Raw genomic sequence first — 23,671 nt, forward strand, 5'->3', positions numbered from 1 at the left:
CTCACCTCCTAACATTATCCATAATTGTACATTATTAAACAATTTTTGTAAGTGCATATTCCTATAAGGATAATCTTATTATTAAAAATATTATGGGTACTATAAACTATCAAAAATAGCCTAGACTAATTATATAGACTAGGCTTTTATTTTTTCTTATTTGGACTGTTTGGCTTTAGAATGGGCTAGATACACGCTTATTTAAAACCTAAAGATAATTTAGTTTCTAATATTTCTTCTTAGTAAGATTCTTTACTCGTTCAAGAGAAAGTAAAATCAGACATTTTTTGAAGAAAACATTATTTATTTGGATAGCATCGTTCATTTTACAAGTTTAATATACTAGGATATAGCTAAAAACTACCATCAAGCGATCTATATACTAAGAGCAAACTGTTAGGATCACTCCCATGAGTAAAAATATTGTGAACCAAAAAGAACAATTGATTTTCAAGTAGATTTTTTAACCTTGACCCTTAATTATCTTCCAGTATCTGTATGGACGAGTTTCCTGTCCACTAGCGTTGCATGACTTCCAAAAAAATCCATAATTTCAATAATTATGGATTTACATTTAATAAAAAAACTCCTATTGTAGAATGTGTGACCTTGTTTTGTTCCCTTAAACAAACAAGTCATCTACAAAGGAGCTTTAAAAATGAATAAAGATAGTATAGAACGTGAAATGCTTATTTGTCAATGTTTATCACTTCTTCCTACTGAGGATTTTGATTGTCCATTATTGGATTATAGTAACTATAAACTTTCAACTAAATCATTGGTTAAAACGTTTGTAGCTGCTCAACTGGATCATTGGAGTTCCTATAGCCATATGGAAGAAAAGCTTGAGGCTTATCCAGAGCTTCGTATGGAAATTGGGATAGAGGAAATCAGTAGATCACAGTTAAGCCGTAGAATTAACGAACTGCCAACTGAACTAGTACAAAAACTATTTATAAAAGTTGTAGAGAAACTCTCTCAACTTACTAAAGGGTTAAAGGGACTTCCAAATGGGTTAGGTAGGTTACGAATTATTGATTCTACTGAAATAAAGTTACCTCATAATTTATGTGACTGGGCAAAGATTTCGAAGAAGAAAACTGGCGTTAAAATGCATACAAGACTAATGGTTGCGTCACCCGATGTTGTATATGCAGACAAGATTGTACCATCTTCCGGAAGGTTAAGTGATTTTGAAAGTTCGGATGTAATGATAGAAGAATCAGACTATATCTATATAATGGACCGTGGCTATCCTTCAAGAGAGAATCTGCAATCCTGGCAAGCGAAGGAGATATCGTTTGTAGCACGGGTATCCAAGTCACTGCGATTGGGTATCTTGGAAGAATATACACCTACCCACTCATCCGTGGTTCAAGACGCAAAAGTATCCTATACTGTTTCTCAACCACCAGTTCGGTACGTAGAATTCATCGATGAAAAACAAAGAACGTATAGAATTCTAACGAATAGATTTGACCTCACAGATCAACAAATAATGGAATTATATCGAGCAAGATGGACGATAGAGTTGTTCTTTAAATGGATCAAACAGCACTTAAGATTTACAAAAATATGGAGTACAAAGCCGCAAGGAATATGGAATCAAATGTTTTTAGCCTTGATTGCATATGGGTTAACTTTAATCGTTAAACTCCAAACTAACTCTAAAAAGACACCTTGGGAATTCTTTAGACTACTACAAACCTATCTGTATAAAACAGTAGGCTCATTTACTAAAGCGTTAAATAAGAAAAACAAAAAAACGTCTAAAGGAAGACAAAAGGTTCCAATACCAAAACAAAAGGTGTCGCCGGAACTTGGAAATGTAGCTTTGGATAAAAAGGGAACTAAGGAAAGAAAACGTCGATAGGAATTAACAATTGTAAAAAAAAGGGAACAAGGTCGAAAGTAACCTCGTTTCCCTTTTTTCTTTATGCGGACAAAAGCGACTTGAAAAAAAATACATAAATTCAACTAAGAGAAAATCGTGCAACGCTAGTGTTTCCTGTCCCCTCGTCCCATGACCATGCCTGCTATCTTCATATAACTTATCGAATGTTTCCTGCATGTTATAGTATTCCCAATATCGCAAATTAGCGTTCAATCGTGGACACCCCCTAGAAGTGTTAAACACACGTTCCTACCTGACCCTTTGAACTTCATCTAGTTAGATTATAATTTTAGGATTTACAAGACTTGGGGCTATCCCTCCACGTTCATTACACGCTTCAAAGGTACTGTACCCCTACTTTCACAAGGATAAAGCAATTTCAGTTCGGAAGAACTTTATATGCAACTGTCCATTAGTAGATGTTTAAAAAACAGTTCCTTGCTTATCACGTTCCAATATATCTAGCTATCTCTAATAATTTTAGGTGTTTGCTTTAAGCCTATGAGATTATAGAATCATTGTTTTCTATCCCGAATTTCATACAACGAATATTTTACTTTTCGGTATCTCATGATACATTTGTATCCTCTGTCTTTCGAAAGAGTACAGTTCTAGACCCGTACATTCGCAAATTCGTCAGTCACAGTGGACATTCTCACCATGATTATTTTTTCAGCCACCCGACCTATCCATTACCTTATGAAAGAATGTCACTTAGGTATTGTTCAGCCGACTTCACCTAGTTTCATACAATTTATGGCTACTATCATATTTCGCATGTAGGAGTATCAGTGGAAATGTTTCAGCTCAACTTGACGGCTTTCATTCCATTTCTCGATAAATTAGTTGTAATTACTAAAAGAATTAGTAATCCTCCCATTTCATGGATTAATCATTTATAGGGAAAACGTGTCCCACTCTTTGTACTGTGCAGCAAAGAAATTCTATATGCGATTTTACTTAAAGGATCTTCCCTTTATATTTTTATTTAGAACTTTACCTCTTTATACTATATTCGCCATACATTTGGCGAAAAAAAGTTAAAAAAAGTATCTACCCCACAAACTACGTTAAGGCAGACACTTCTTTCTAAATATATAGTTTTAAACTAATCTTTTTCAAACTTTAAATGTAGAAAAGGTAAATCATTAAAACTGAAACAATAAGAAAGATAAGACTCATAATGCTACCAGCTCTTAAAAAATCAGCATTTCTGTATCCTCCTGAACTCATGAGGAAAGCATTCACCTGATGAGTTGGCAAAAGAAAGGAGTTAGAAGCCGATATAGCTACTAATAAAGCAAGACCAGTGGGATCCATTCCAAATGAATTTGCCATCATAATTACAAGTGGTACTAACAGCACGGTAGCCGCTACATTTGACATAAAGAGAGAGAAAAACATTGTTAAAATTCCGATAACCATTAATATGGCTAATGTTCCCCAACCACCAACAAGGTTAACAATAAATGTCGCAGTAAGCTCAGCGGCACCACTTTTTTCAAAGGCTGTTCCTAAAGGAATTAACCCTGCAAGAAGAAATACTGTTTTCCAATCAATTGCTGAATAAATCTCTTTTTTAGGAATAACACCCAGGAGAATCATTAGTAAAGCCCCTGTAAAAAAGCTGAGTGAAAGCTGGAATCCAAATAATACAAGACCAAGTGCAACCGCAATAGAAAATAGCGCGTGTTTCTTCTTATCGGTTTTAGCATCAAGTTCAGGAGGATTAATGTCTGTAATAATAGCAAAATCTCGAATTGCTTTCATACTGGCTATATTCTCCCAGGTACCGAAAACTATCATCAGCATACCTGATTCGAAAGGAACTTCCTTTATATCATGTTTTTCTCCTTCCCGTGTAATAATAGCAATGGGTTCTAATTTGTAATTTTTTCTAAAACCTATTTCTTCAAGTTTCTTGCCAATTACCTCGGATCTAGGTGGTATCACAATTTCTGCAAAACCTGCATGATCTTCATTCTCTAAATTTGAGAAAATGGTCAATTCATCTTTCATCTTAACATGATGATCATTGGCAAAAGTGGTGACAGCATCTTTATTGCCTAAAACTGCAAGGGTCTGATTTGCTTGAAGACGTGTTTTGCGCCACGGACTATATATATGGCTTCCTTCTTCACTTAGGGCAATAATATGAATAGAGTATTTTTTCCAAATGTCAAGTTCCTCAATAGATTTTCCATTTAGAGAGCTACTTGCAGTAACGTCCAATTCATAAATATCTTCAGGTAATTCATAGGTTTTACGAATTACCTCAGTTACACTTGGTTTTGTTTTTCCTTGGGCTTTAGGAAGCACCCAGTCACTTAAAAGATAAAAGTATAGTAAACCCGCACCAAGTAAAGCAAGACCAACTGGTGTAACACTGAAAAGATTGAACGGTTCATTTCCCGCTTTTAAAAGTAAGTCATTTAAGATGATAAGTGGACCTGATGCAACCATTGTAATGGTTCCACCAAGTATAGCTGCAAACCCCATTGGCATAATCAATTTGGAAGCAGGTATATTTGCTTTTTTACCGATTTTCCGAAGAGCAGGAAGAAAAAGTGCTGCAGCTCCAATGTTTTGCATAAAAGAAGAAATAATACCAACCGTTGCTGAAGTACTAACCATTACATTTTTGTCTTTTACTCCAACTCGCTTTGTAATGAATTCAGCCACAACTGTCATAATGCCGGAGCGATCAACCCCATAGCCTATAAGCATAACTGCAATTACAGAAATAACTGCATTTGAGGAAAATCCCATGAATGCTTCTGACGCAGTAATAACTCCAGTCCAAGGAAGGATAACCATAATTAGTACTGCAACAAGGTCTGTCCGTAACTTTTCCGTCACAAACAGTACTATAGCTAATATCAGAACTCCAAAAGTAATTAAAATGTCAAGTGTCACGATGTATGAGCCCCTTTCATTTTTTCTACAACATTCATAATTTTTATTTCTTTAATTATCTATAAATTTGTCTTGTGAAATAGTATTTTTTAAAACTTTACAAGGGAAGTTTCTTGTAAAAATTATCTTATCGAACAACAATTAGAATCATTTTCATTCTCTACTATTCTTACCCCTTTTTTGAAATCCTACAGTTTTTTTTTAGAATTCACTTTTTGAGGTTTTAAATTTAAATCTCCATAATAAACCAATGAGGTTACTCATTTGTGTGAATCTATTTGTATAGATAGTCGAAACTAAAAGCCAAAAGGAAATAAGAAAAGCAAAATCCATCATAACCTGCTTTTTTAAAATCTAGAACTTCAAAATACACTATCTTCTTCAAAATATTTGACTAGTAACTCGATAATTCAGCCATTTTGTAGGGTTAAAAGACAACCTAATTATGCAAATACATAGCCAATCGTTCTTCAACAGCCTTAGCTCGCATCGGCTTTCCATAAAAATATCCCTGAGCTTGATCACAATTTTGTTGAATCAAAAAAGAAACCTGCTCTTCATGTTCAACACCTTCTGCAATTATCTCCATATTTAAATTTTTTGCTAACCCGATAATTGTTTTTACGATAGTCTTATTACGGTTACTTAAAGGATTTAAAAAAGATTGATCTATTTTCAACTTATGAACAGGCAACCTACTTAAATAGCTTAACGAACTATATCCAGTACCAAAATCGTCAATACTAATTTTCACACCTAAATCATTTAATTGATAAAGTATCCTTTCTGCTAGGGGAAAGTCCGCCATGATAGATTCTGTCATTTCAAGTTCAAGATTTCCACTAGACATATCACAATCTGACAAGATGTTCTGTATAATTCCAATGAAATTGGTTTGAGTAAATTGAAGTTGAGATACATTAACACTCATTGTTAATGACGAGAAGCCTTTATCGTTCAACTCCTTTAATTGATTACAAGCCGTTTCCAGTACCCACTTTCCAATTGGAATAATTAATTCCGTCTCTTCTGCAATAGGAATGAATTCAATGGGACTGATATACCCAAACTTTGGATGTTTCCACCGCAGCAAGGCTTCAAATCCAAGAATTTTCTCTGTATGAATTTCAACTTGTGGTTGATAAAATAGTTCTAGTTGATTTTCTTGAATAGCTTTACGAAGATCGGTTTCTATGATAAATTTTTCTCTTAAATTCATATCTACATGTTCTTGGTAAAATTGAAACTTATTTTTTCCCTTCCTTTTCGAAAAGTACATAGCTGCGTCAGCATGTTTCATGAGGACATCGACTCGATCCCCATCATTTGGGTACATAGCAGCACCGATACTGATTGAGGCAAATATGTCTATACCCTCTATCAAAAAAGGGCTTTCCAAGGATTCAAGGATATTATCGACTAGTTGGGTCACTTGTCGGCGATTCCGGTTTGGCAATAGAATAATAAACTCATCTCCACCCTGTCTGAATAGAAAATCCCTACTCTCGATTACTTCTCTTATTCGAGTAGCGATGGCAATAAGGACCTTATCCCCAAATAAGTGGCCAAATGTATCGTTAATATATTTAAAACGATCTATATCTAAGAAAAGAATTGAAAATGACTGGTTATCCTCACTATCAATCAATTGCATAACGTATTTTTCCAAGTAACGTCTATTTGGCAGTTGCGTAAGTGCATCATGAAACGCCATTTCCTTTACTTTATTTTCGACTATCTTCCGTTCTGTTATATCAATGGCGGTTCCGATCACTTCTATTATTCGGCCGTCATCATCAATAGGTGATAAATATACAAGAAAGTAATTATTATCTAACTGGATCTCAAAAGAAGTTTTAGCCCCTTCAAAAGCCTCTTGACAGGCACTTTCTATAACAGATGCAATATCAGACGGAAATACCTCCCTAACCTGTTTGTTTAGAAGAGTCTCAGTAGTCATACCCATCTTATCTGCTATTCCTCCTTCAGAAAGAGTAAATACACAATAACCCGCTTTATTTTTTGAAAACTTAAATATGGTGTTATAGAGATGTTTTAATACCGTTTCATAGTAATTTTCTTCCGATGAATTCCTTGTTTCTCTCCAGGTAGTTCGGTTCATATTTTAAATCCCCCAATCAAAAAACTAAACATAACCAAATACCTATAGGGGTATATGTATTTATATTATAAGATTAATTTACTAACTTTGTAAAGGTAAATGATTAATTCTTTAAAGTCATAAGTGAAAGATATGAAATAAAAAACACAATCAAAGAAACTAAAATTAGAGTGCCTATTTAAGTGATGGCAATATCATTAAAGTCAATACACCAAGACAAACTCTATGTAAATAATTTCGGTTATCAATTCCTTTTTAAACCTAGTTTCTGAGCTTTCATTATTGACTCGTTAAAAAAATAAAAAGTTGCACAGAAGGCAGCTTGATTTTATATATATTAACTTTATCTTAATAAACTTATTGTCCTAATAATAATTAGTTGTTTATGAGGATTAAAGAAATAGAAATAGGAGTTAACATAACTTAACGAACATATTATTTTTAAAAACGAGATTCAATGTTATTTTTTTATTTTTTGTAATGTTTTTTACTACCACTTAACTACAATGTTTTACTCCAATCGTGTACAGCACTTCCTTCTAAGTACCTCTCTGCATCTAAAGCTGCCATACAACCTGTACCTGCTGCTGTAATGGCTTGACGGTATTTTTTATCTTGAACATCCCCACATGCAAAGACTCCAGGAATATTCGTTTCTGTTGTTCCAGCCTTAACATTCAGCTCCAAAACGTTCTGCTTGTTTTCTCATATGTTCTGGTCCCATAATGCCATTAATAAAAATAGGAAAGTTTTCAACTTCAGTTGTTAGTGTTAATTGGCCGCCTGGTTGATCTCCTTCTATAACAATTGGTTTCATATTTGCTCTTGCTAAATAAATAGCAGCTGTTAAACCTGCAGGACCCGTTCCTAAAATAACGACTTTTTCCACGATTATATCCTCCACTGATTTTAATATATTACGATTATCATATCCCATCTTTTCTTAATTTACCCAAGAGTAAAATAAGACTAAATAGGAAGAGTTACTACACTAACAATTCCTCTTTGCTTATGAGTAATCCGAACACCGCAAGTAGAAAGGAAGAAGATAAAACAAATGTCATTCGACTATTTATCCACCTCATCGTATATGCCCCTATTATTGTTCCTATGAACACAGATACAAAAACCGAGGCATTGTATACTCCTATAGTAGAAAGACTTGCTCCTTGATTCCATAAAAAAATGTTTATATATAAGTTTGAAAAAGCTAATACACCTGAAAAGACGGTATTCATAAATAAAACAATAAAAATGGGATTTTTCATTTATAGATTCACTCACTTCACGCATTCATAACAACTGTTTTTTAGTTCCACTATGGCTATTTTGTGTTATCTTCATGTCCGTTTTCTTTATTTTTCATGAATGTGTATACAAAATAGCCTCCACCAACAAAAATAACTGCCCATAAAATGGTCATAAGTAATCCACCCATACCATAAAACATCATATTCTCCATTGTATTTACCACTTGTATTCACCACCTAAAAGAGTTGCTCAAGACAATTCCAAAGATTATTTTATTCTCTTTTTTGCCCCACAAACTGAATAACATGGGACAAACCATTATGAAGTTCACCTTCATTCCTTACAACCTCGCCCATAAAAAAGTGAACAATCCGCCAATCTGAAAAAACGCTTAGAAACTCTTCTGGTTTGTATAGCAGCTCTATATTTTGTGGTCCACCACTTTTGTATGGTAGTTGATATACCGAATACACTTCTGAAATAAAATAACCACCTGGTTTAACTGCTTCCTTAACACCTTCAAGTGTTTTTTTACGTAATGCCTCAGGAAAGTGACCAAAAATACAAATCAATTCATCCCACTGATCTTTATCCCAGTTAGCTTCATTTAAGTCTACAAGCTTTGTTTGAACTGTTACATTTCTATCCTTGGCGAGCTTTTCTGTTTTAGTCAGTCCGGATTGCGCATAATCCCATGCAGTTACATTCATTCCTTGTTGCGCCAAGTAGACTGCATTTCTACCTTCTCCTTCAGCTATAGCCAATGCATCTCCTGATAGACTTAATTTTTTATGGATATCTGCAAGAAATACGTTTGGATTAGTTCCATAAACATAATTTTCATTTTTAAATCGATCATTCCAGGAATTCATAGATTGTCTCCTTTGATTTAATTATGTTAGTCGATACTTTTTATTAATTGCTCCATCATTTCCTTATCCATCGGTCCGACAATTTTCTTTCGAACAATTCCATGCGAATCAATTATATAACTCGTTGGAATCGTGAAAGCTTGATATGTTTCTCCTATATCGCCTTTAGTATCAAGCAGTATTGGAAAAGTTAATCCATAATCTTTTACAAATTTTCCAATATCGTTTGTGTTCTTTTCTGCAGTAGTTAAATTAACTGCTAAGATTTCTACATTTTCATTTTGCAGATAAAATTCTTGCATATGAGGCATTTCAGCTTTACACGGAGGACACCAAGTTGCCCAAAAATTTAGGATGACCTTCTTTCCTTTATAGTCAGAAAGCTTTACTTCTCTTCCTTCTAAAGTCTGGAGTTGAAATTCAGGTGCCAAATTCCCTTCTTTTATTCCACTAATTAAATCATTATTTTCTATTCGACTGTTAAGGGAGGTGTCATTCATATTGTCTTTTTCTGAAAATGCATAGTCATATACTCCCCATCCTAAAAGACCAATCAAACCTACTAAGACGAGTATTTGTTTGTTCATAATCCCACTCCTTTAAAAATCGTGAATGTAGAGAGATAAGCACTGATCTTTTCCATTTGACCAGTGAATAATAACAATCCCATTATGATAAGAATTACTCCATTAATTAGCGAAAGCTTTGGTAAAACCTTATTGATTCTTTTAACAACGTTTAAAGAGTATGTCACAAGGATAGATAACAGAAGAAAAGGAATGCCTAGCCCTAAGGCGTATATCCATAACAAAAACATGCCAGAATAAATCGTTTCAGTTGAACTAGCCAGTAATAAAATGGACGATAAAGCAAGTCCTACACAAGGTGTCCACCCTGATCCAAATGCTAAACCAAGGATAAATGATTTTAGAGAACTAGCTTTGGACTTCCCATTATAATCAAACCGTTTTTCAGTCATCAAAAACTTTATTTTAAATACACCAAGCATCTGCAATCCAAAAATAATGATGAGGAATCCACCTATCATTTGAATCAATTTCTTATTATCTAAAAACATTTGTCCTACAACACTTGCTGAAGCTCCTAATAACACAAATACAATACTAAATCCAACGATAAAACTAATTGAACGAGAAAACAGTACACTTTTCTGTGTATTTACTTTTCCATCTTTTACTGACCCATCGGTTAAATGGGCAACATATGCAGGAATTAATGGAAACACACATGGTGAAAAAAATGAAAGTACTCCTGCAGTTAATGCAAAAAATATTGTGATATTCTCCAATTCTTTCCCACCCTTCTTTCTACTGAAGCTTTCTATCCCAAAAGAATAGAGACACGATAATTAAGCCTATAAAAAACCACTGCTCTATCGAGAAAATAAAGATCGTATTTTCATTGATTAGAATCAATGAGAGTATTATTTTGTAGAATGAAAATAATACGATGACAGAAAAAAATGACTTATATGAGGATAGAATCCTTTTAACTAGGATGAGTATGAAATTAGTCAACGAATAAATGCCGATAAGTACATGGTAAATCAAATTATCCTCTACAAAGGTGGCAGATAAAAAGTGATATACAGATAGCACTGAAAAACTAAATAGTAATAAGCATTTCAAAGTAACTAGCATTGAAATATCTAATTTCCTAGCTCTATAAATAAAGTAGGAGATTGAAAAAATAATAGCTAAGACTAAACCACTACTTCCTCCAGTAAAATACAACAACGACAAAGGAGTTTTTATTACTAATGATGGTTCCAATAGAAGTAAGCTACCTTTCCAAATAAAAAAGCCTAAAAACACGCTATTAATTAATAAGTCGAATACTGCCTTATTTTGTGCCCTATTCGGTAAGTGTAGCGGCAATACTTTTATAAGAACCAGTCCAAATAGAATGGCCACTCCAAGAAGAAACCATTTAAGAAGAATCGTAAATGAACCGATTTGAATGATATCCATAGGTACCTCCTAAAGATTGCCTGAAGTTTACAAAAAAAGGGGCTGTTTAGCCCCTTTTCTTAAAACATTCTTTGAATTAAGACGATGACTCCTACCAGGAGCCAAACTAAAATCCCAGGTCATATGGGTGGAAAAAATGACCGAGATTTTTTGTTGGTAATTCCTCAACTACCTTTACCACAGTCTTTATGATCTTTATCCATATTTTCAGCCTACTCCATAATTATTTTATAATTTCTCCCTGCCAGTCTTGAATACCGCCACTGACACTTACAACATTACCATAACCAAAATCTTTTAAAATGTTTGCAGCTTTAAGACTTCGTTTCCCACTTCTGCACAATAAAACGATTTCCGAATCCTTAGAAAGACTTCTATAGTCAGATTTCAATGTGCTAAGTGGTATGTTTTTCATCCCTTTAATATGACCTGCTTCATATTCATGAGGCTCACGTACATCTACAAAGATTATGTTACTGGATTTTGGTTCCTGTAATTTTTGCTCCAATTCATTAATTGAAATTGTTTTAATACTTTTATTTTCAAACTGGGTATAACCAAAATACAATACTAAAATGATAAATGGTAGATAAAATGCTATAGATTTGATCTTCAAAAAAACTCCTTCTTTCAGATATACTTATAGTGTAAGGACAATAAATTTCCCATCACCGAATAGGGTCTTGGTATAATCAATTTTGACATTATTAAAATAAGGTTTGTTTGTTTCATGTACTAAAAAAATTTATACCATCTTGTTCAATAATCTCATCATTTTCTAAAGCTGACTCTTCCAGAGTCAGACGAAGCTGAGGTCCCCCTCAACCGATGCCCATTGCAAGACGAACAAATGGCTTTTTTACGCCTTTAACTTCTTTTTTTATTTATGATATCGCAGCATCTGTAATTTTAATCAAAGTCATTCCTCCTAAATATTTAAAAATGTACAAACAAATCCGCTGAAACTGCCTCGTTTAAGACCCATTTAATCGGAACTTGCTCAGCTGGGTACTTAAATTGCGTATGGTCCTTAATATCTAAATCCACTACATAAAGTTTAACTCCTGATTCAACAGCTATCTCAAGTAAGTCGTTAATTGAAGGTGCGTTAAAATCAGATAGCGCATTTGACAAGTATTCAATTCCATCCGATGGAATAGGAATGTATTTTTGATCTAAAATATTTACTCCTTTTCGTGAGAAGGCTAAAATCACATCAGCCCCGGATGAAGTAGCTCCAACAGCAACATTTAAGGGTGGGTAAGCAGACTCTAATTCATCATGAAGCGCTAATACGACAACTTTTTTCGTGTTCATGTTTAGTCCCCCTCTTAATAACTTAAAACAGCATCAGCTTGGTAGGCTGCTTCTAAAAAGGTAACAACGCCCGCTAACTCTGCCCCATCTATTAGTTCCAAACCATCTGCAATTAACACATTCATTTGACAACCATACAGTTTGATTCCCGCATTTAAAGCCAAGTTGAAAAGTAAGGAGAGATCCCCTCCATGAGTTCTCGTCATTTTTTTAAAATAACGTTTATCTAAAACACGGGCTCCATCAAGATCAAAAAATATGGCGACTTCATTTTTTTGTTCAACCATTTCGATTGATTTCTTCAACACATAGGGAACATTTGAGCTTAACGATACAAAATAAACAAATTTCTTGTTCATCATTTTAATCCCTTCTTTCAGAACTTACTATGAATACACTTTATTTTTCCCTGTTTTTACAAAATATCTAACCAAATCTTAACGGCAGTAGCTCCAATTAATAACGCTAAAATGACTTGTAACACTTTTGTATTTACTTTTTTTCCAGCCATTGCTCCCAATGGGGAAGCGATTAAACTTGCAACGATCATTATAAAAGCTGGGAAATAGTCTATTTGTCCGATCGTAATTTTACCTACTGTCGCTCCAATTGATGAAATAAACGTAATCGCCAGTGAAGAAGCAATTGTCATTCTTGTTGGAATCTTTAATACAACTAACATGATTGGCACTAATAAAAAGGCTCCTGCTGCCCCGACGATCCCAGCACCCACACCTACAATAAGTGCTAATATTGCTGCAAGCCATTTATTAAATTTCACCTGATCTAATGGGATATCGTCTATCCCTTTCTTCGGAATAAACATCATCACTGCTGCAATTAAAGCGAGTATCCCATAAATTAAATTAATGCCTCCTTCAGACATTAACTTTGACCCGAATCCTCCAACAAAACTACCTACTAAAATACTAGCACCCATATACATAATTAACGTTTTATTTAAATATCCACCTTTTCGGTAAGCCCAGACTCCACCAATGGTTGCAAAGAATACTTGAATTGCACTTATACCCGAAACTTCATGTGCAGTAAATGCAGCTAATCCAAATAATGGTGGAATATATAATAACATAGGGTACTTAATAATAGACCCGCCAATTCCTAGCATTCCAGATATATATGAACCTATAAATCCTATTAAAAAATGGTAATAATAAATGCAAAATCCATTCTGTTATCTCCTTTTGAAAAAAGGGAACCTTAATAGGCTCCCCTTATTTTTAACCCTTTTTAATCCAAAATTTAAATACATCATTTTCTTCTTCATGTTTAATTAATTCATGACCACCAGACTTTGCCCAAGCAGTTAGGTCGTTTTTAGCACCTTTATCAGTTGCATGAATTTCTAGAATTTCACCTGATGCTAATTCATTGATTGCTTTTTTTGTTTTTACAATTGGCATTGGACATGCTAACCCTTTTGCATCTAATACTTTTGTTGCTTCCATGTCATTATTCCTCCTAAGAATTAATTTTTATCGAACCGCACAACGGTTTGGTCCAATTTCCATTTCACGTTGTTTTTCATCATCTGGGTTAATTTTCCCCATGTTAGTTTCACGAATTTCTTGATAAGCATTTGGTTGTGGTGGTAGGTTTTCTGTTACTAGTTTTCTGAATTCATTTTCGTCCTCAATGTTTAGACCGTGATTTTTTGCAAATAGTGTTCCTAATTTTTCTGATACACTACCGTCTTCATTCAATTCATCAATGATCATAAAGTGTGCTGGTAGAACAACTAAATCTTCTGATAGCTCTCTGTAACGTGTGTACAAACTTTCTCTTAAATCTGCTACCCAATCTTCTGCCATTCCAGCTAAATCTGGTCTTCCAATTGAATCGATGAATAAGATATCACCTGATAATAAGAACTGAGAATCCACAACAAACGATGTAGAACCGATTGTGTGTCCTGGTGAATATAGCGCATGAATATCAATCGCCGTATTTCCGATTGTCACTACATTTCCACCTTCTAGAGCCTCGTAGTCAAATGTTACTTCTGTCGCATCTTTTGGAGGTAACCAGTACGTTGCACCTGTTCTCTCAGCAATGACTCTTCCACCAGAAATGTGGTCAGCATGAAGATGAGTATCAAATACATGAGTGATCGTAGCTCCGATTTCTTTTGCAAAATCAAGATAAACATCAGTCATACGAGTTGCATCGATAATTGCAGCTTCGCTATTTGAGACAACCATGTAAGATAAGCAGCCCTTACCGATACGAACGAACTGATACACTTCGCCTCCATCGTTTAAATCTCCAACCTTCACAGGCTCTAAGTGCTCACTCCACGCTTTCATCCCACCTTGCAGGTAAGAAGCCGTTATGCCTTGTTCTGATAACATCTCTGCCACCATTAATGAAGATCCTTCTTTTGCACAAACTACTAAAACTTCTTGATTAGCCGGGATCTTATCTAAGATTCCTTCCACTCCATCCAGTAACTCGAAATACGGAATATTAAAATAGTCGAAGTTTTCTCCTTCAATTTTCCAATCTTGAAAGTCACTTTCATTACGAACGTCTAGAATAAATAATGGTTCTTTATTAAATACTTTTTTTGTTACTTCTTTTGAAGTCATAGCCTTTACAGTCATATCATTTACCCCCTATGGTATATTTAAACTCAAAAAAATAATTAATTCCTACTAAAACGTAAGAGTTACTTCTGCATCTTTTGCAAATTCTAAAAAGGTTACAGCTCCACCTACTTCAATTCCATCCACAAATGCTTCTTTTTCCAATCCCATCACATCCATTGTCATTTGACACCCAATGAATTTGACACCCATTTCTTGTGCCATTGCCACTAACTCAGGTATAGCTGGCACGTTCGCTTTGGAAAACCCTTCAGCAAAGTGCTCTTTTCCCTCTGGCATTGGAAGCTGTTGATTTGCTTCTTTGTGGATTAAGTTTAATCCTTCAAATGTAAAGAATATGGCAACTTCTTGATCAGATGCTGCAGCAGCTGTTGCGATATTAAACACTTTATATGCATCAAATAATCCACCATTACTTGCAATGATTGCTACTTTACTCATTCCTAATTCCTCCTAGTTTCTTAATGCTAGCATTATATTATTTGGATCATAACCAATTACCCACTTACCATTTACCTCTGTTTGAGGAACACCCATTTGTCCGGTTTTCGCGACTAGTTGGTTCATAATTTCTGGATTTACTTCAACATTTACCTCTTTAAAAGGTATATTTTGATCTGCCAAAAAGTTCTTTAGCATAACACAATATGGACAGCGTGTGGTTGTGTATACCGTTACTGTGCTCATATGAATTATTTCCCTCCTTTACTTATTTACGCTAATGGTTTTGCCTGACCAAGCACTCATCCCTGGCACAACATTAATCACATTTGCAAAACCTTTTTCAGCTAATTTTTGAGCTGCGAGATCACTACGGTTTCCAGTTCGACACACCACATAAATCTCATCAGTTGTATTAAGCTCAGAAAGACGATTCTCCAACTCCCCTAAGGGAATAGAGATAGCGTTAGGGATATGATTAAATGCGTACTCCGCTGCTTCTCTCACGTCGAGAACAACAATATTCTCGTTAACATCTAGTTTTTTCTCCAACTCTTCATTGCTTGTAATGTTAGGATGTTTTCTTTCAATTGTTCCATCATTGGAAGATTTTCTAAGGTAATGCTTTAACACTTCTCCTTGTTCAATTGTGCCTAGATACTGATGACCAGCGCTTTTTGCCCATGCTTCAAGATCAGCTTTTGACCCTTTATCTGTTGCTTGAACCTCTAAAACTTGACCCGCTTGCAACTCATTCATTGCCTTTTTTGTTTTTACGATAGGCATTGGGCAAGCTAAACCCTTTGCATCTAATAAAAGATCTGTTTTTAATGAATCCATTTATAAAAACCTCCTGTTTATTACCCTTGTGGGTATATTCAATTCTAAAAAAAATCACCTTATTTTGTTTCGCCTTCCCATGCAAGCATTCCACCTGTCATGTTGGTTACCTTAAACCCATGACTTTCAAGAAATTGACAGGCGCGACCACTACGTGCACCAGAACGACAAACCATGATATAGTCTTGTGACTTATCTAATTCATGCATACGGAATTCTAATAAGCCTAGTGGAATGTGGATCACTCCTGGGATTTTCCCAGTTTCAACTTCATCTACTTCACGAACATCAATTAGGTTTAATGGTTGACCTTCTACTAACAGTGTTTCTACATCTTTAGCTGTTAATTGCTTCATTTTCTCTCCTCCTTTTTATCTCCAGGCGCTCATACCACCTTTTACATTTGTCACGTTCGTAAATCCTAATTTTTTTAATATTTTAGTAGCATTTTGACTTCTCATTCCACTTTGACATATAACAACTACTTCTTTGTCTTTTGATAGTTCCTTCTCCGCTTTTTGAGCAAGTTGTTGGAGTGGGAGATTTTTAAACCCTTTAATGTTTCTTCCCTTAAACTCCCCAGGAGTACGTACATCAACAAATTGTTTATTCCTATCTTTTAATTCATTCTTTAAATCTGTTGTTGTAATCTGTCTAACACCTTTAGCCGGGATGATTCGTTTAATGATAAATAACAGAAAGAGTCCAATGATTAAATAATTTAGATATTCCAAACTTACTCCCTCCTTTTTATGTAGGGGAGAATCCCCCTAATGTGTTTAGATAAATAGGTTTACATTTCCATCTTCTGCATCAGCTAAATACGCAGCTACACCTGCATACTCGATATTATCTAAAAGTTCTTCTTTGTGAAGTCCTAATAAATCCATTGTCATTGTACAAGCAACGAGCTTTACATCTTGTTCTTTTGCCATTTCAATTAAGTCTGAAAGTGGCATTGCATTATTATCTACTTCTTACAAGCAGATTGACAGCTTCTTTTAATAGTTCTTCTGTATTTTTCTCACCTATTTCTTCAGCGTTTCTAACACCTTCCACTAAATTAGAACTGACGACTACTCCAATTGTCCGATCAATTGCAGTTCTTGCTGCAGACAACTGAGTAATAACATCCTTACAGTCTTTATTTTCTTCCATCATTCTTAAGATTCCTCTAAGTTGGCCTTCAATGCGCTTTACTCTATTTTTCATTTGGTCATTGTATTCCATCTGTTTCCCCCCTTTAGCAATAACTTTCTTTATTTAACTGATTTTCCTTTAATACAGTTTTTTCTTCATTAGTAATTGTATATCCAACCACCTTAAAGCCCTTTGTACGTAAGAAACGAATGCCAACATTCTTTTCAAGTCGATTCGAAGCAACTACTATTAGATTTTCACTTGGTATTTCCATGTAATATCTTTTTAAGTATGCCACTGGAACATTGATTGAGCCCTTTACGGGATTTTTATAAGACTCATTATAGTCCCTAACATCTACTTTAATCAATGTTGTTAAATCTAGTTCTTTCTTATCTATATAATTTAATCCTAGAATTGGAAAATTCCTTATAGTAATCAGGTATCCGACAACTATTAATAAACCAAACATTACAATCACCATGTTGACTGTCCTCCTAAACTTTCAGTGGGTGACAAGACTTATAATATACCATACGGGGTATGTTGTCAACACTCTAAAATTAATTTTAAAATGAGCCCATGAAGTATTTACCCATGAGCGTGTATAACAATGTATTATGAGGATGTTTTTTTATTTTAAAGATTTAAGCCTTCTTAAAGCATCTTGTTCCTTCGTAATTTCGCTGTCCTAATCCCTAATCTTCGTTAGTCAGCGATAAAAAGAACTCATTACTCTCAAATTGTAATAAAATCATGTCCAGATAATCATTTTCAAAAGGAATATCATCCTGCACTTGAGACATACGTTGAAAGTAATAAAGTGCCTTAAAATAAAATATCAGACCAAATTTTAATTGAAGTAGCTAATATGAGTAATGCCAAAATCCATTGTAAGATTTTGGTGTTTATTTTTTTTCCATAATTAGCACCAAGTGGCGAAGCTATTAGACTTGCTACAACCATGATTAACGCTGTATAATATTTGACTTGACCCGTTGTGATTTTCCCAACAGTTGCACCAATTGACGATATAAACGTAATAGCTAAAGAAGTCGCTATCGTCATTCTAGTTGGAATTTTTAGCACTACGAGCATGATAGGAACTAAAATAAATGCACCAGCTGCACCAACAATCCCTGCCCCTGCCCCGACGATTAGTGCAAGAACGGCTGCGAGCCATTTATTAAACTTCACTTGATCAAGAGGGATTTCGTCGATTCCTTTTTTAGGCAAGAACATCATCACAACGGCGATTAATGCTAGAATTCCATATACTAAGTTAATTCCACTTTCGGTCATGAGCTTTGAGCCGTATCCACCAATAAAGCTTCCAATTAGTATGGCAACACCCATGTATAGTATTAACGTTTTATTCAAATACCCGCCTTTTCGATAAGCCCATACTCCACCTATTGTGGCGAAAAAAACTTGAATTGCGCTGATTCCAGACACCTCATGTGCACTAAATGCAGCTAATCCAAACAGTGGTGGAATATATAAAAGCATGGGATATTTAATAATCGATCCACCAATTCCTACCATTCCAGATATGAAGGCTCCAATAAAACCGATAAGGAATATAACAACGATAAAAGCGATATCCACTTTCCTTTTCCTCCATTCAAAAGGGGGAGGGTTACCGTTTAAAGGTACCTCCCCTAAGCTCTATCCTTTTTTTAACCAGAATTTATAAACGCCATTTTCTTCTTCGTCTTTTAGTAATTCATGTCCACCCGATTGTGCCCATGCGGCCAAATCATTTTTTGCCCCTTTATCGGTTGCATGAATTTCAAGAACCTCCCCTGAACTTAATGCATCCATTTCCTTTTTTGTTTTTACAATTGGCATTGGGCAAGCTAGCCCTTTTGCATCTAATACTTTTGTGGATTCCATCTCTTTTCCTCCTATCTCACTGCACAGCGATTTGGTCCAATTTCCATTTCCCTTTGTTGTTCTTCTTCTGGTTTGACTTTACCCATATTTGTCTCACGAATTTCTTGAAATGAATTCGGCTGAGGTGGTAGATTTTCTGTGACTGTTTTTCTAAATTCAGCTTCATCATTAATTTTTAATCCATGATTTTGTTGATATAGCACGCCAAGTTTTTCAGATATACTTCCATCATCATTCATTTCGTTAATTCCCATGTAATGGGCAGGTAACACTAGAAGGTTTTCAGCGAGCTCTTTGTAACGTTGATAAAGTGTATTTCTTAAATCTCTTACCCAGTCTTCAGCTTTACCTGCAAGATCAGGGCGACCAATAGAATCAATAAATAAAATGTCACCTGTTAATAGATATTGATCATCAACGACGAAAGATGTACTACCAATGGTATGCCCTGGAGAGTAAATGGCTTTTATCGTTGTCTGTCCAACCTTGTATTCATCACCGTCATTAATTTGTGAATAGTTAAATGTGACTTCACCAGCGTCCTTTGGTGGTAAATAATACATGGCATCATGTTTTTCAGCAAGTTCTCTACCACCAGAAATATGGTCAGCGTGCAAATGAGTATCTAATACATGGATTAACGTAATATTATGTTTCTTTATCATCTCTTCGTATGGAGACAACATTCTGTTAGTATCAATTATTGCCCCTTTTCCGTCAGACTCAATTAAATAGGAAAGGCAGCCTTTTCCAATCCGTACAAATTGATAGATGCTTCCTCCATCTTTCAAATCACCAATCTTTATTGGCTCAAGGTGTTCACTCCAAGCCTTCATTCCGCCTTCTACTGAGTAAACATCTGTAAACCCCTGTTCCATTATTTGTTCGGCGACAAATTCTGATGCGCCTCCTTTTGCACAAATAACATAAATTTCTTTGCTCTTTGGTAGTTTATCTAAAATGGAATCGACTCCTTCTAATAACTCAACGTAAGGAGAGTTGATTACCTCTATATTGCGTCCTTCTATTTTCCAATCGTCAAAATCGCTTGTATTACGGGTATCAAGGATGAAAAGATCTTCATGATTAATTACTTTCTTGGCTAAATCTTTAACAGATATTGTTTTCAGAGCTGTTGTTGTTCCCATGTTTCTCCTCCTTTTACTTTTCTAAAAGTTGAGTAATCGTTTCAGGATCATATCCTAAAACCCACTCACCACTAATTTCAATTTGAGGGACTCCCATCTGACCTGTTGTTTCAACCAATTTATCTCCTGCTGCAGGATTTTCTTGCACATTTACTTCTTTAAATGCTACACCTTGCTCATTTAAAAATTTTTTTACCATTACACAATAGGGACAAGTGTTAGTCGTATAAACTGTTACATCTTTACTCATAAATTTTCACTCCTTTTAGAACGTTAGCGTTACGTCAGCATCTTTAGCAAACGCTAAAAAAGTAACTGCACCGCCAACATCAATCCCTCCTACAAAGTGTTCTTTTTCAAGACTCATAACATCCATTGTCATTTGACACGCAATCATTTTCACACCCATTTCACTCGCCATTGCAACAAGTTCTTCAACTGGTGGAACATTTGCTTTTTTAAATCCTTCTTGAAAATGTTCTGTTCCTGCAGGCATTGGCAAATTTTTATGACCTTCTTTATGAATGAGATTTAAGCCTTCAAATGTAAAAAAAATTCCCACTTCAGCATCAGTAGCAGCTGCAGCCGTTGCAATATTGAATACTTTATAGGCATCAAACATCCCACCGTTTGAGGCAATTATAGCTACTTTCATTTTTATTCCTCCCTGTTTAATGATTTTTATCGATAGGGCCTGTCCAGTCTATCATTCCAGGAACTACATTTTTAACGTTGCTAAAGCCTTTTTCGGTTAACTTTTGTGCAGCAAAATCACTGCGACTACCCGTTCTACAAATGACATGTAGATTGTCTACATTGTTTAGTTCTTCAAACCGATTTTCTAATTCACCAAGAGGGATATTGATGGCACCTGGCACATGACCGAATGCATATTCAGCCGGTTCTCTCACATCTAAAACAGTTACTTCTTCATTACCATCTAATTTATTTAATAATTCATCTAAATGAACCACATCCGAATGCTTTGCTTCAGGTTTTTCTTCTTCGGAACGAGCTTTTCGAAGATAATGCTTTAAGGTCTCGCCCTCTTCTACAGTTCCTAAATACTGATGACCGGTACTAGAAGCCCAAGCTTTTAAATCAGCTGTTGAACCTTTATCAGTTGCTTGAATTTCCATCACTTCACCCGGTTCAAGAGTGTTCATTTCTTTTTTTGTTTTTACAATTGGCATCGGGCAAGCCAGTCCCTTTGCGTCTAACACCCTATTAACTGTAACTTCCATAGAGATTCCTCCTTCTTGGGTTACGGTTTTTCAACTTCATCTTCCCAATTTAACATCCCACCAACCATATTTTTCACTTTATACCCCTTATCTTGTAAAAACTCTGAAGCCTTCCCACTCCGACTTCCTGATCGACATACCATAATGTGCTCTTTTTCAGAATCTATTTCATTTAGCCGATCTTCAAGCTCTCCTAAAGGAATATGGTAAGCACCTGGTATTTTCCCTTGCGCTACTTCTTCATGTTCACGTACATCGATAATACTTTTTGCTTTTCCTTCATCTATTTTCTTTGATACTTCTTCAGGTAATATTTCATCAACTTTTGACTTAGTATGCATTTCGTCACTCCTTATGTTGAAGTAATACAAGTCATAATTAGAATTCGCCTATTTCGGTTAAATATGTCTTATATACAGCAACCATATAAATCCAGCAAAATGTTCCGAGTTGTAATCACATCACAAATTTCCACAATGGTGTTATAGAAATACCAATTATGATGTTACGAGAAATGGAGTGATAAACATGAATAAAAAATAATTATAATTGGTGCAGAGGGAGCAACAACTGCTGCAAGGTTGAGAAAAATGGATGAGATTGTTTTATTGGAAAAAGGGGTTTGTCTGGTAGGACTTCGAGGTTACTTAGCCACTAGAATTTAAACGAATATAGGCTATAACGCTAAAAACTTAGAAGAAAGTTGGAAAACCTATTCATCTGTATATAAATAAAAACCCTGTGCTACAGGGTTTTTATCTCTTCAACTTTTGACTTACCTACATATTCTTCAACTTTTTTCTGGAACCAATATATGATAAGTGAAAATGAAATAAATGTTAGAAAAATTTGATGTTGCTTAAAACGAATTAATTTAAAGACATTAAGTTTTTGAAACAAGGAGGTGAAAGGATATGAAAATAACCAATCCAAAATAATATTTGCACATAAATACTTCGAAAAATTCCCATATGAATATTTAAATACCCATAACGTTCCTACAAAAAAGGTGCTCAGCACAAAGGAAACATTAGTTGTTAGATCAGGTATTAAATTGATTTTCACCTTCCACCATCTCCTTGATTGAGCTATTTCACTCATTAGCGCTAGAAGTAAAGAAACAAAAGTCGCAGATGGTAAAAATCGAAAAAAATGTTTCTTTCCTATTAGTGGTCTAGTTAACAATGGTAAAATTAATAACCCCCACATTATGTATGTAATTTTTCTCATTATCATACCTCTTTCTTAAATAATAAAGGGAAGAGAATAAATTAGTTATTCTCTTCCCTTATAATTATCTTTCTCACTAGCGTTGCATAAAGTTTTTTCTGATATGTCAATAACAAATTTTTTGGGTTAAATTATATTATTTCATTGCTTGTATCTTTATCGTATAAGTGCCTTCTTCCTCGAATCTATCATTTAAACTTACAGGTGTCCCATTAATCGTAGCAGAATAGGTTACCCCCGCTTCTTCCACAATAGAAAAATCGACAAATTGAAAATACACTTCTTGTAATTCAGGATAAAAAGCAGGTAATAATGGTGGCACATCATCCAACTTAAACTGAATGGTTTCATTCTTTTCTTTCCAGTAGTTCTTTGCATTTATCACTAATTCATAATCGCCATTCTCTGTGACTAAATGATCGTTCTGTATTTCCTGTCCGTTTAATGACATCGTAAAGTCACCTGCTAGTTGATCATCTATATGAATGGTGACATCATTTATGTAGATATCCCCATCATTCACACCATCTACTTTAATTTCTGGCTCTGCAACACATCCTGTCAAAAAAATGACAAGTAATAGTAAAAATCCTTTTCTCAATGTAACGACCCCCTTATATCATTATAAGGGGGTCGTTTGGCTTGTTTGGGTGGTAAATAAATGTAATCTGCGGGGATTCTGCACTTTTTTAGTCTATTTAAGAATATGACAACCTCATTAAATAGTACGTATGAACTAGGG

30 protein-coding genes and 3 pseudogenes are annotated in these 23,671 nt (G+C 34.9%); 1 reads left to right on the top strand and 32 read right to left on the bottom strand.

Annotated elements, in window-relative coordinates; all coding sequences use genetic code 11:
• Positions 1 to 658: 658 nt before the first annotated feature.
• Positions 659 to 1,873, top strand: a complete 1,215-nt coding sequence (locus BC6307_RS21130) for an IS4 family transposase (protein WP_094366215.1) — start codon at positions 659 to 661, stop codon at positions 1,871 to 1,873.
• A 1,146-nt stretch (positions 1,874 to 3,019) separates the two neighbouring features.
• Here the strand turns inward: BC6307_RS21130 and BC6307_RS21140 are convergent.
• From BC6307_RS21140 to BC6307_RS21290, 32 genes and pseudogenes are all read right to left on the bottom strand, one after another.
• Positions 3,020 to 4,810 carry an SLC13 family permease gene (locus BC6307_RS21140; RefSeq protein WP_066419874.1) on the bottom strand — a complete coding sequence of 597 codons (1,791 nt, stop codon included), beginning with the start codon at positions 4,808 to 4,810 and terminating at the stop codon, positions 3,020 to 3,022.
• Between the two features lie 439 nt (positions 4,811 to 5,249).
• Entirely contained in the window at positions 5,250 to 6,932 is a 1,683-nt protein-coding gene (locus BC6307_RS21145; RefSeq protein WP_066419875.1) for an EAL domain-containing protein, read from the bottom strand.
• Positions 6,933 to 7,433: 501 nt separating this feature from the next.
• Positions 7,434 to 7,869, bottom strand: a pseudogene (locus BC6307_RS21150) (NAD(P)/FAD-dependent oxidoreductase).
• Between the two features lie 49 nt (positions 7,870 to 7,918).
• The gene (locus BC6307_RS21155) at positions 7,919 to 8,200 is read right to left on the bottom strand and encodes a hypothetical protein (RefSeq protein ID WP_066419879.1); all 282 of its coding nucleotides are present in this window, start codon (positions 8,198 to 8,200) and stop codon (positions 7,919 to 7,921) included.
• Between the two features lie 56 nt (positions 8,201 to 8,256).
• Positions 8,257 to 8,406, bottom strand: a complete 150-nt coding sequence (locus BC6307_RS24935; protein ID WP_157076699.1) for an SHOCT domain-containing protein — start codon at positions 8,404 to 8,406, stop codon at positions 8,257 to 8,259.
• A gap of 49 nt (positions 8,407 to 8,455) precedes the next feature.
• Entirely contained in the window at positions 8,456 to 9,055 is a 600-nt protein-coding gene (locus tag BC6307_RS21160) for a class I SAM-dependent methyltransferase (RefSeq protein ID WP_066419883.1), read from the bottom strand.
• 26 nt (positions 9,056 to 9,081) lie between these two features.
• Entirely contained in the window at positions 9,082 to 9,642 is a 561-nt protein-coding gene (locus BC6307_RS21165; RefSeq protein ID WP_066419884.1) for a peroxiredoxin family protein, read from the bottom strand.
• On the bottom strand, positions 9,639 to 10,364 hold the full coding sequence (locus tag BC6307_RS21170) for a cytochrome c biogenesis CcdA family protein (RefSeq protein WP_084380655.1): 726 nt from the start codon (positions 10,362 to 10,364) through the stop codon (positions 9,639 to 9,641). The genes BC6307_RS21165 and BC6307_RS21170 overlap by 4 nt, the downstream gene beginning before the upstream one ends.
• 19 nt (positions 10,365 to 10,383) lie before the next feature.
• Positions 10,384 to 11,046: a hypothetical protein gene (locus tag BC6307_RS21175; protein WP_066419885.1), complete on the bottom strand. Its 663-nt coding sequence runs from the start codon at positions 11,044 to 11,046 to the stop codon at positions 10,384 to 10,386.
• A gap of 223 nt (positions 11,047 to 11,269) precedes the next feature.
• Positions 11,270 to 11,662: a rhodanese-like domain-containing protein gene (locus BC6307_RS21180; RefSeq protein ID WP_066419886.1), complete on the bottom strand. Its 393-nt coding sequence runs from the start codon at positions 11,660 to 11,662 to the stop codon at positions 11,270 to 11,272.
• A 320-nt stretch (positions 11,663 to 11,982) separates the two neighbouring features.
• Positions 11,983 to 12,363 (bottom strand): peroxiredoxin family protein, encoded by a 381-nt coding sequence (locus tag BC6307_RS21185; protein WP_066419887.1) that lies wholly within the window; start codon positions 12,361 to 12,363, stop codon positions 11,983 to 11,985.
• Positions 12,364 to 12,377: 14 nt separating this feature from the next.
• Positions 12,378 to 12,725: a DsrE/DsrF/DrsH-like family protein gene (locus BC6307_RS21190; RefSeq protein ID WP_066419888.1), complete on the bottom strand. Its 348-nt coding sequence runs from the start codon at positions 12,723 to 12,725 to the stop codon at positions 12,378 to 12,380.
• 53 nt (positions 12,726 to 12,778) lie between these two features.
• Positions 12,779 to 13,554: pseudogene (locus BC6307_RS21195) on the bottom strand (sulfite exporter TauE/SafE family protein).
• A 50-nt stretch (positions 13,555 to 13,604) separates the two neighbouring features.
• Entirely contained in the window at positions 13,605 to 13,832 is a 228-nt protein-coding gene (locus BC6307_RS21200) for a sulfurtransferase TusA family protein (RefSeq protein ID WP_016204393.1), read from the bottom strand.
• A gap of 27 nt (positions 13,833 to 13,859) precedes the next feature.
• Entirely contained in the window at positions 13,860 to 14,987 is a 1,128-nt protein-coding gene (locus BC6307_RS21205) for an MBL fold metallo-hydrolase (RefSeq protein ID WP_066419890.1), read from the bottom strand.
• A 51-nt stretch (positions 14,988 to 15,038) separates the two neighbouring features.
• Entirely contained in the window at positions 15,039 to 15,431 is a 393-nt protein-coding gene (locus tag BC6307_RS21210) for a DsrE/DsrF/DrsH-like family protein (RefSeq protein WP_066419891.1), read from the bottom strand.
• Between the two features lie 12 nt (positions 15,432 to 15,443).
• Entirely contained in the window at positions 15,444 to 15,677 is a 234-nt protein-coding gene (locus BC6307_RS21215; RefSeq protein ID WP_066419892.1) for a glutaredoxin family protein, read from the bottom strand.
• Positions 15,678 to 15,695: 18 nt separating this feature from the next.
• Complete coding sequence (locus BC6307_RS21220) at positions 15,696 to 16,271, bottom strand: sulfurtransferase TusA family protein (protein ID WP_066419895.1); 576 nt, start codon at positions 16,269 to 16,271, stop codon at positions 15,696 to 15,698.
• A 59-nt stretch (positions 16,272 to 16,330) separates the two neighbouring features.
• Positions 16,331 to 16,627: a rhodanese-like domain-containing protein gene (locus BC6307_RS21225; RefSeq protein WP_066419896.1), complete on the bottom strand. Its 297-nt coding sequence runs from the start codon at positions 16,625 to 16,627 to the stop codon at positions 16,331 to 16,333.
• A gap of 15 nt (positions 16,628 to 16,642) precedes the next feature.
• Positions 16,643 to 17,005 (bottom strand): rhodanese-like domain-containing protein, encoded by a 363-nt coding sequence (locus tag BC6307_RS21230; protein WP_066419897.1) that lies wholly within the window; start codon positions 17,003 to 17,005, stop codon positions 16,643 to 16,645.
• Positions 17,006 to 17,050: 45 nt separating this feature from the next.
• Positions 17,051 to 17,239, bottom strand: a pseudogene (locus tag BC6307_RS21235) (DsrE/DsrF/DrsH-like family protein); the annotation flags it as partial.
• Positions 17,238 to 17,501 carry a metal-sensitive transcriptional regulator gene (locus tag BC6307_RS21240; protein WP_066419899.1) on the bottom strand — a complete coding sequence of 88 codons (264 nt, stop codon included), beginning with the start codon at positions 17,499 to 17,501 and terminating at the stop codon, positions 17,238 to 17,240. The pseudogene BC6307_RS21235 and the gene BC6307_RS21240, both read right to left, overlap by 2 nt.
• Positions 17,502 to 17,514: 13 nt before the next feature.
• Positions 17,515 to 17,895 carry a rhodanese-like domain-containing protein gene (locus tag BC6307_RS21245; RefSeq protein ID WP_066419900.1) on the bottom strand — a complete coding sequence of 127 codons (381 nt, stop codon included), beginning with the start codon at positions 17,893 to 17,895 and terminating at the stop codon, positions 17,515 to 17,517.
• 344 nt (positions 17,896 to 18,239) lie between these two features.
• Complete coding sequence (locus BC6307_RS21250; RefSeq protein ID WP_066419905.1) at positions 18,240 to 19,019, bottom strand: sulfite exporter TauE/SafE family protein; 780 nt, start codon at positions 19,017 to 19,019, stop codon at positions 18,240 to 18,242.
• Between the two features lie 60 nt (positions 19,020 to 19,079).
• The gene (locus BC6307_RS21255; protein WP_066419906.1) at positions 19,080 to 19,307 is read right to left on the bottom strand and encodes a sulfurtransferase TusA family protein; all 228 of its coding nucleotides are present in this window, start codon (positions 19,305 to 19,307) and stop codon (positions 19,080 to 19,082) included.
• An 11-nt stretch (positions 19,308 to 19,318) separates the two neighbouring features.
• Positions 19,319 to 20,455 (bottom strand): MBL fold metallo-hydrolase, encoded by a 1,137-nt coding sequence (locus BC6307_RS21260; protein WP_066419907.1) that lies wholly within the window; start codon positions 20,453 to 20,455, stop codon positions 19,319 to 19,321.
• 13 nt (positions 20,456 to 20,468) lie between these two features.
• On the bottom strand, positions 20,469 to 20,705 hold the full coding sequence (locus tag BC6307_RS21265; RefSeq protein ID WP_066419908.1) for a glutaredoxin family protein: 237 nt from the start codon (positions 20,703 to 20,705) through the stop codon (positions 20,469 to 20,471).
• A gap of 15 nt (positions 20,706 to 20,720) precedes the next feature.
• Positions 20,721 to 21,110 carry a DsrE/DsrF/DrsH-like family protein gene (locus BC6307_RS21270; protein ID WP_066419909.1) on the bottom strand — a complete coding sequence of 130 codons (390 nt, stop codon included), beginning with the start codon at positions 21,108 to 21,110 and terminating at the stop codon, positions 20,721 to 20,723.
• Between the two features lie 16 nt (positions 21,111 to 21,126).
• A complete protein-coding gene (locus BC6307_RS21275; protein ID WP_066419910.1) occupies positions 21,127 to 21,699 on the bottom strand; it encodes a sulfurtransferase TusA family protein in 573 nt (190 codons plus the stop codon).
• Between the two features lie 20 nt (positions 21,700 to 21,719).
• Positions 21,720 to 22,040 (bottom strand): rhodanese-like domain-containing protein, encoded by a 321-nt coding sequence (locus tag BC6307_RS21280; RefSeq protein WP_066419911.1) that lies wholly within the window; start codon positions 22,038 to 22,040, stop codon positions 21,720 to 21,722.
• Between the two features lie 403 nt (positions 22,041 to 22,443).
• The gene (locus tag BC6307_RS21285; protein WP_066419913.1) at positions 22,444 to 22,929 is read right to left on the bottom strand and encodes a hypothetical protein; all 486 of its coding nucleotides are present in this window, start codon (positions 22,927 to 22,929) and stop codon (positions 22,444 to 22,446) included.
• Positions 22,930 to 23,065: 136 nt separating this feature from the next.
• The gene (locus BC6307_RS21290; protein ID WP_066419914.1) at positions 23,066 to 23,530 is read right to left on the bottom strand and encodes a hypothetical protein; all 465 of its coding nucleotides are present in this window, start codon (positions 23,528 to 23,530) and stop codon (positions 23,066 to 23,068) included.
• Between the last annotated feature and the right edge of the window lie 141 nt (positions 23,531 to 23,671).

The sequence above is a fragment of the Sutcliffiella cohnii genome (assembly GCF_002250055.1).
Taxonomy (GTDB): Bacteria; Bacillota; Bacilli; order Bacillales; family Bacillaceae_I; genus Sutcliffiella; species Sutcliffiella cohnii.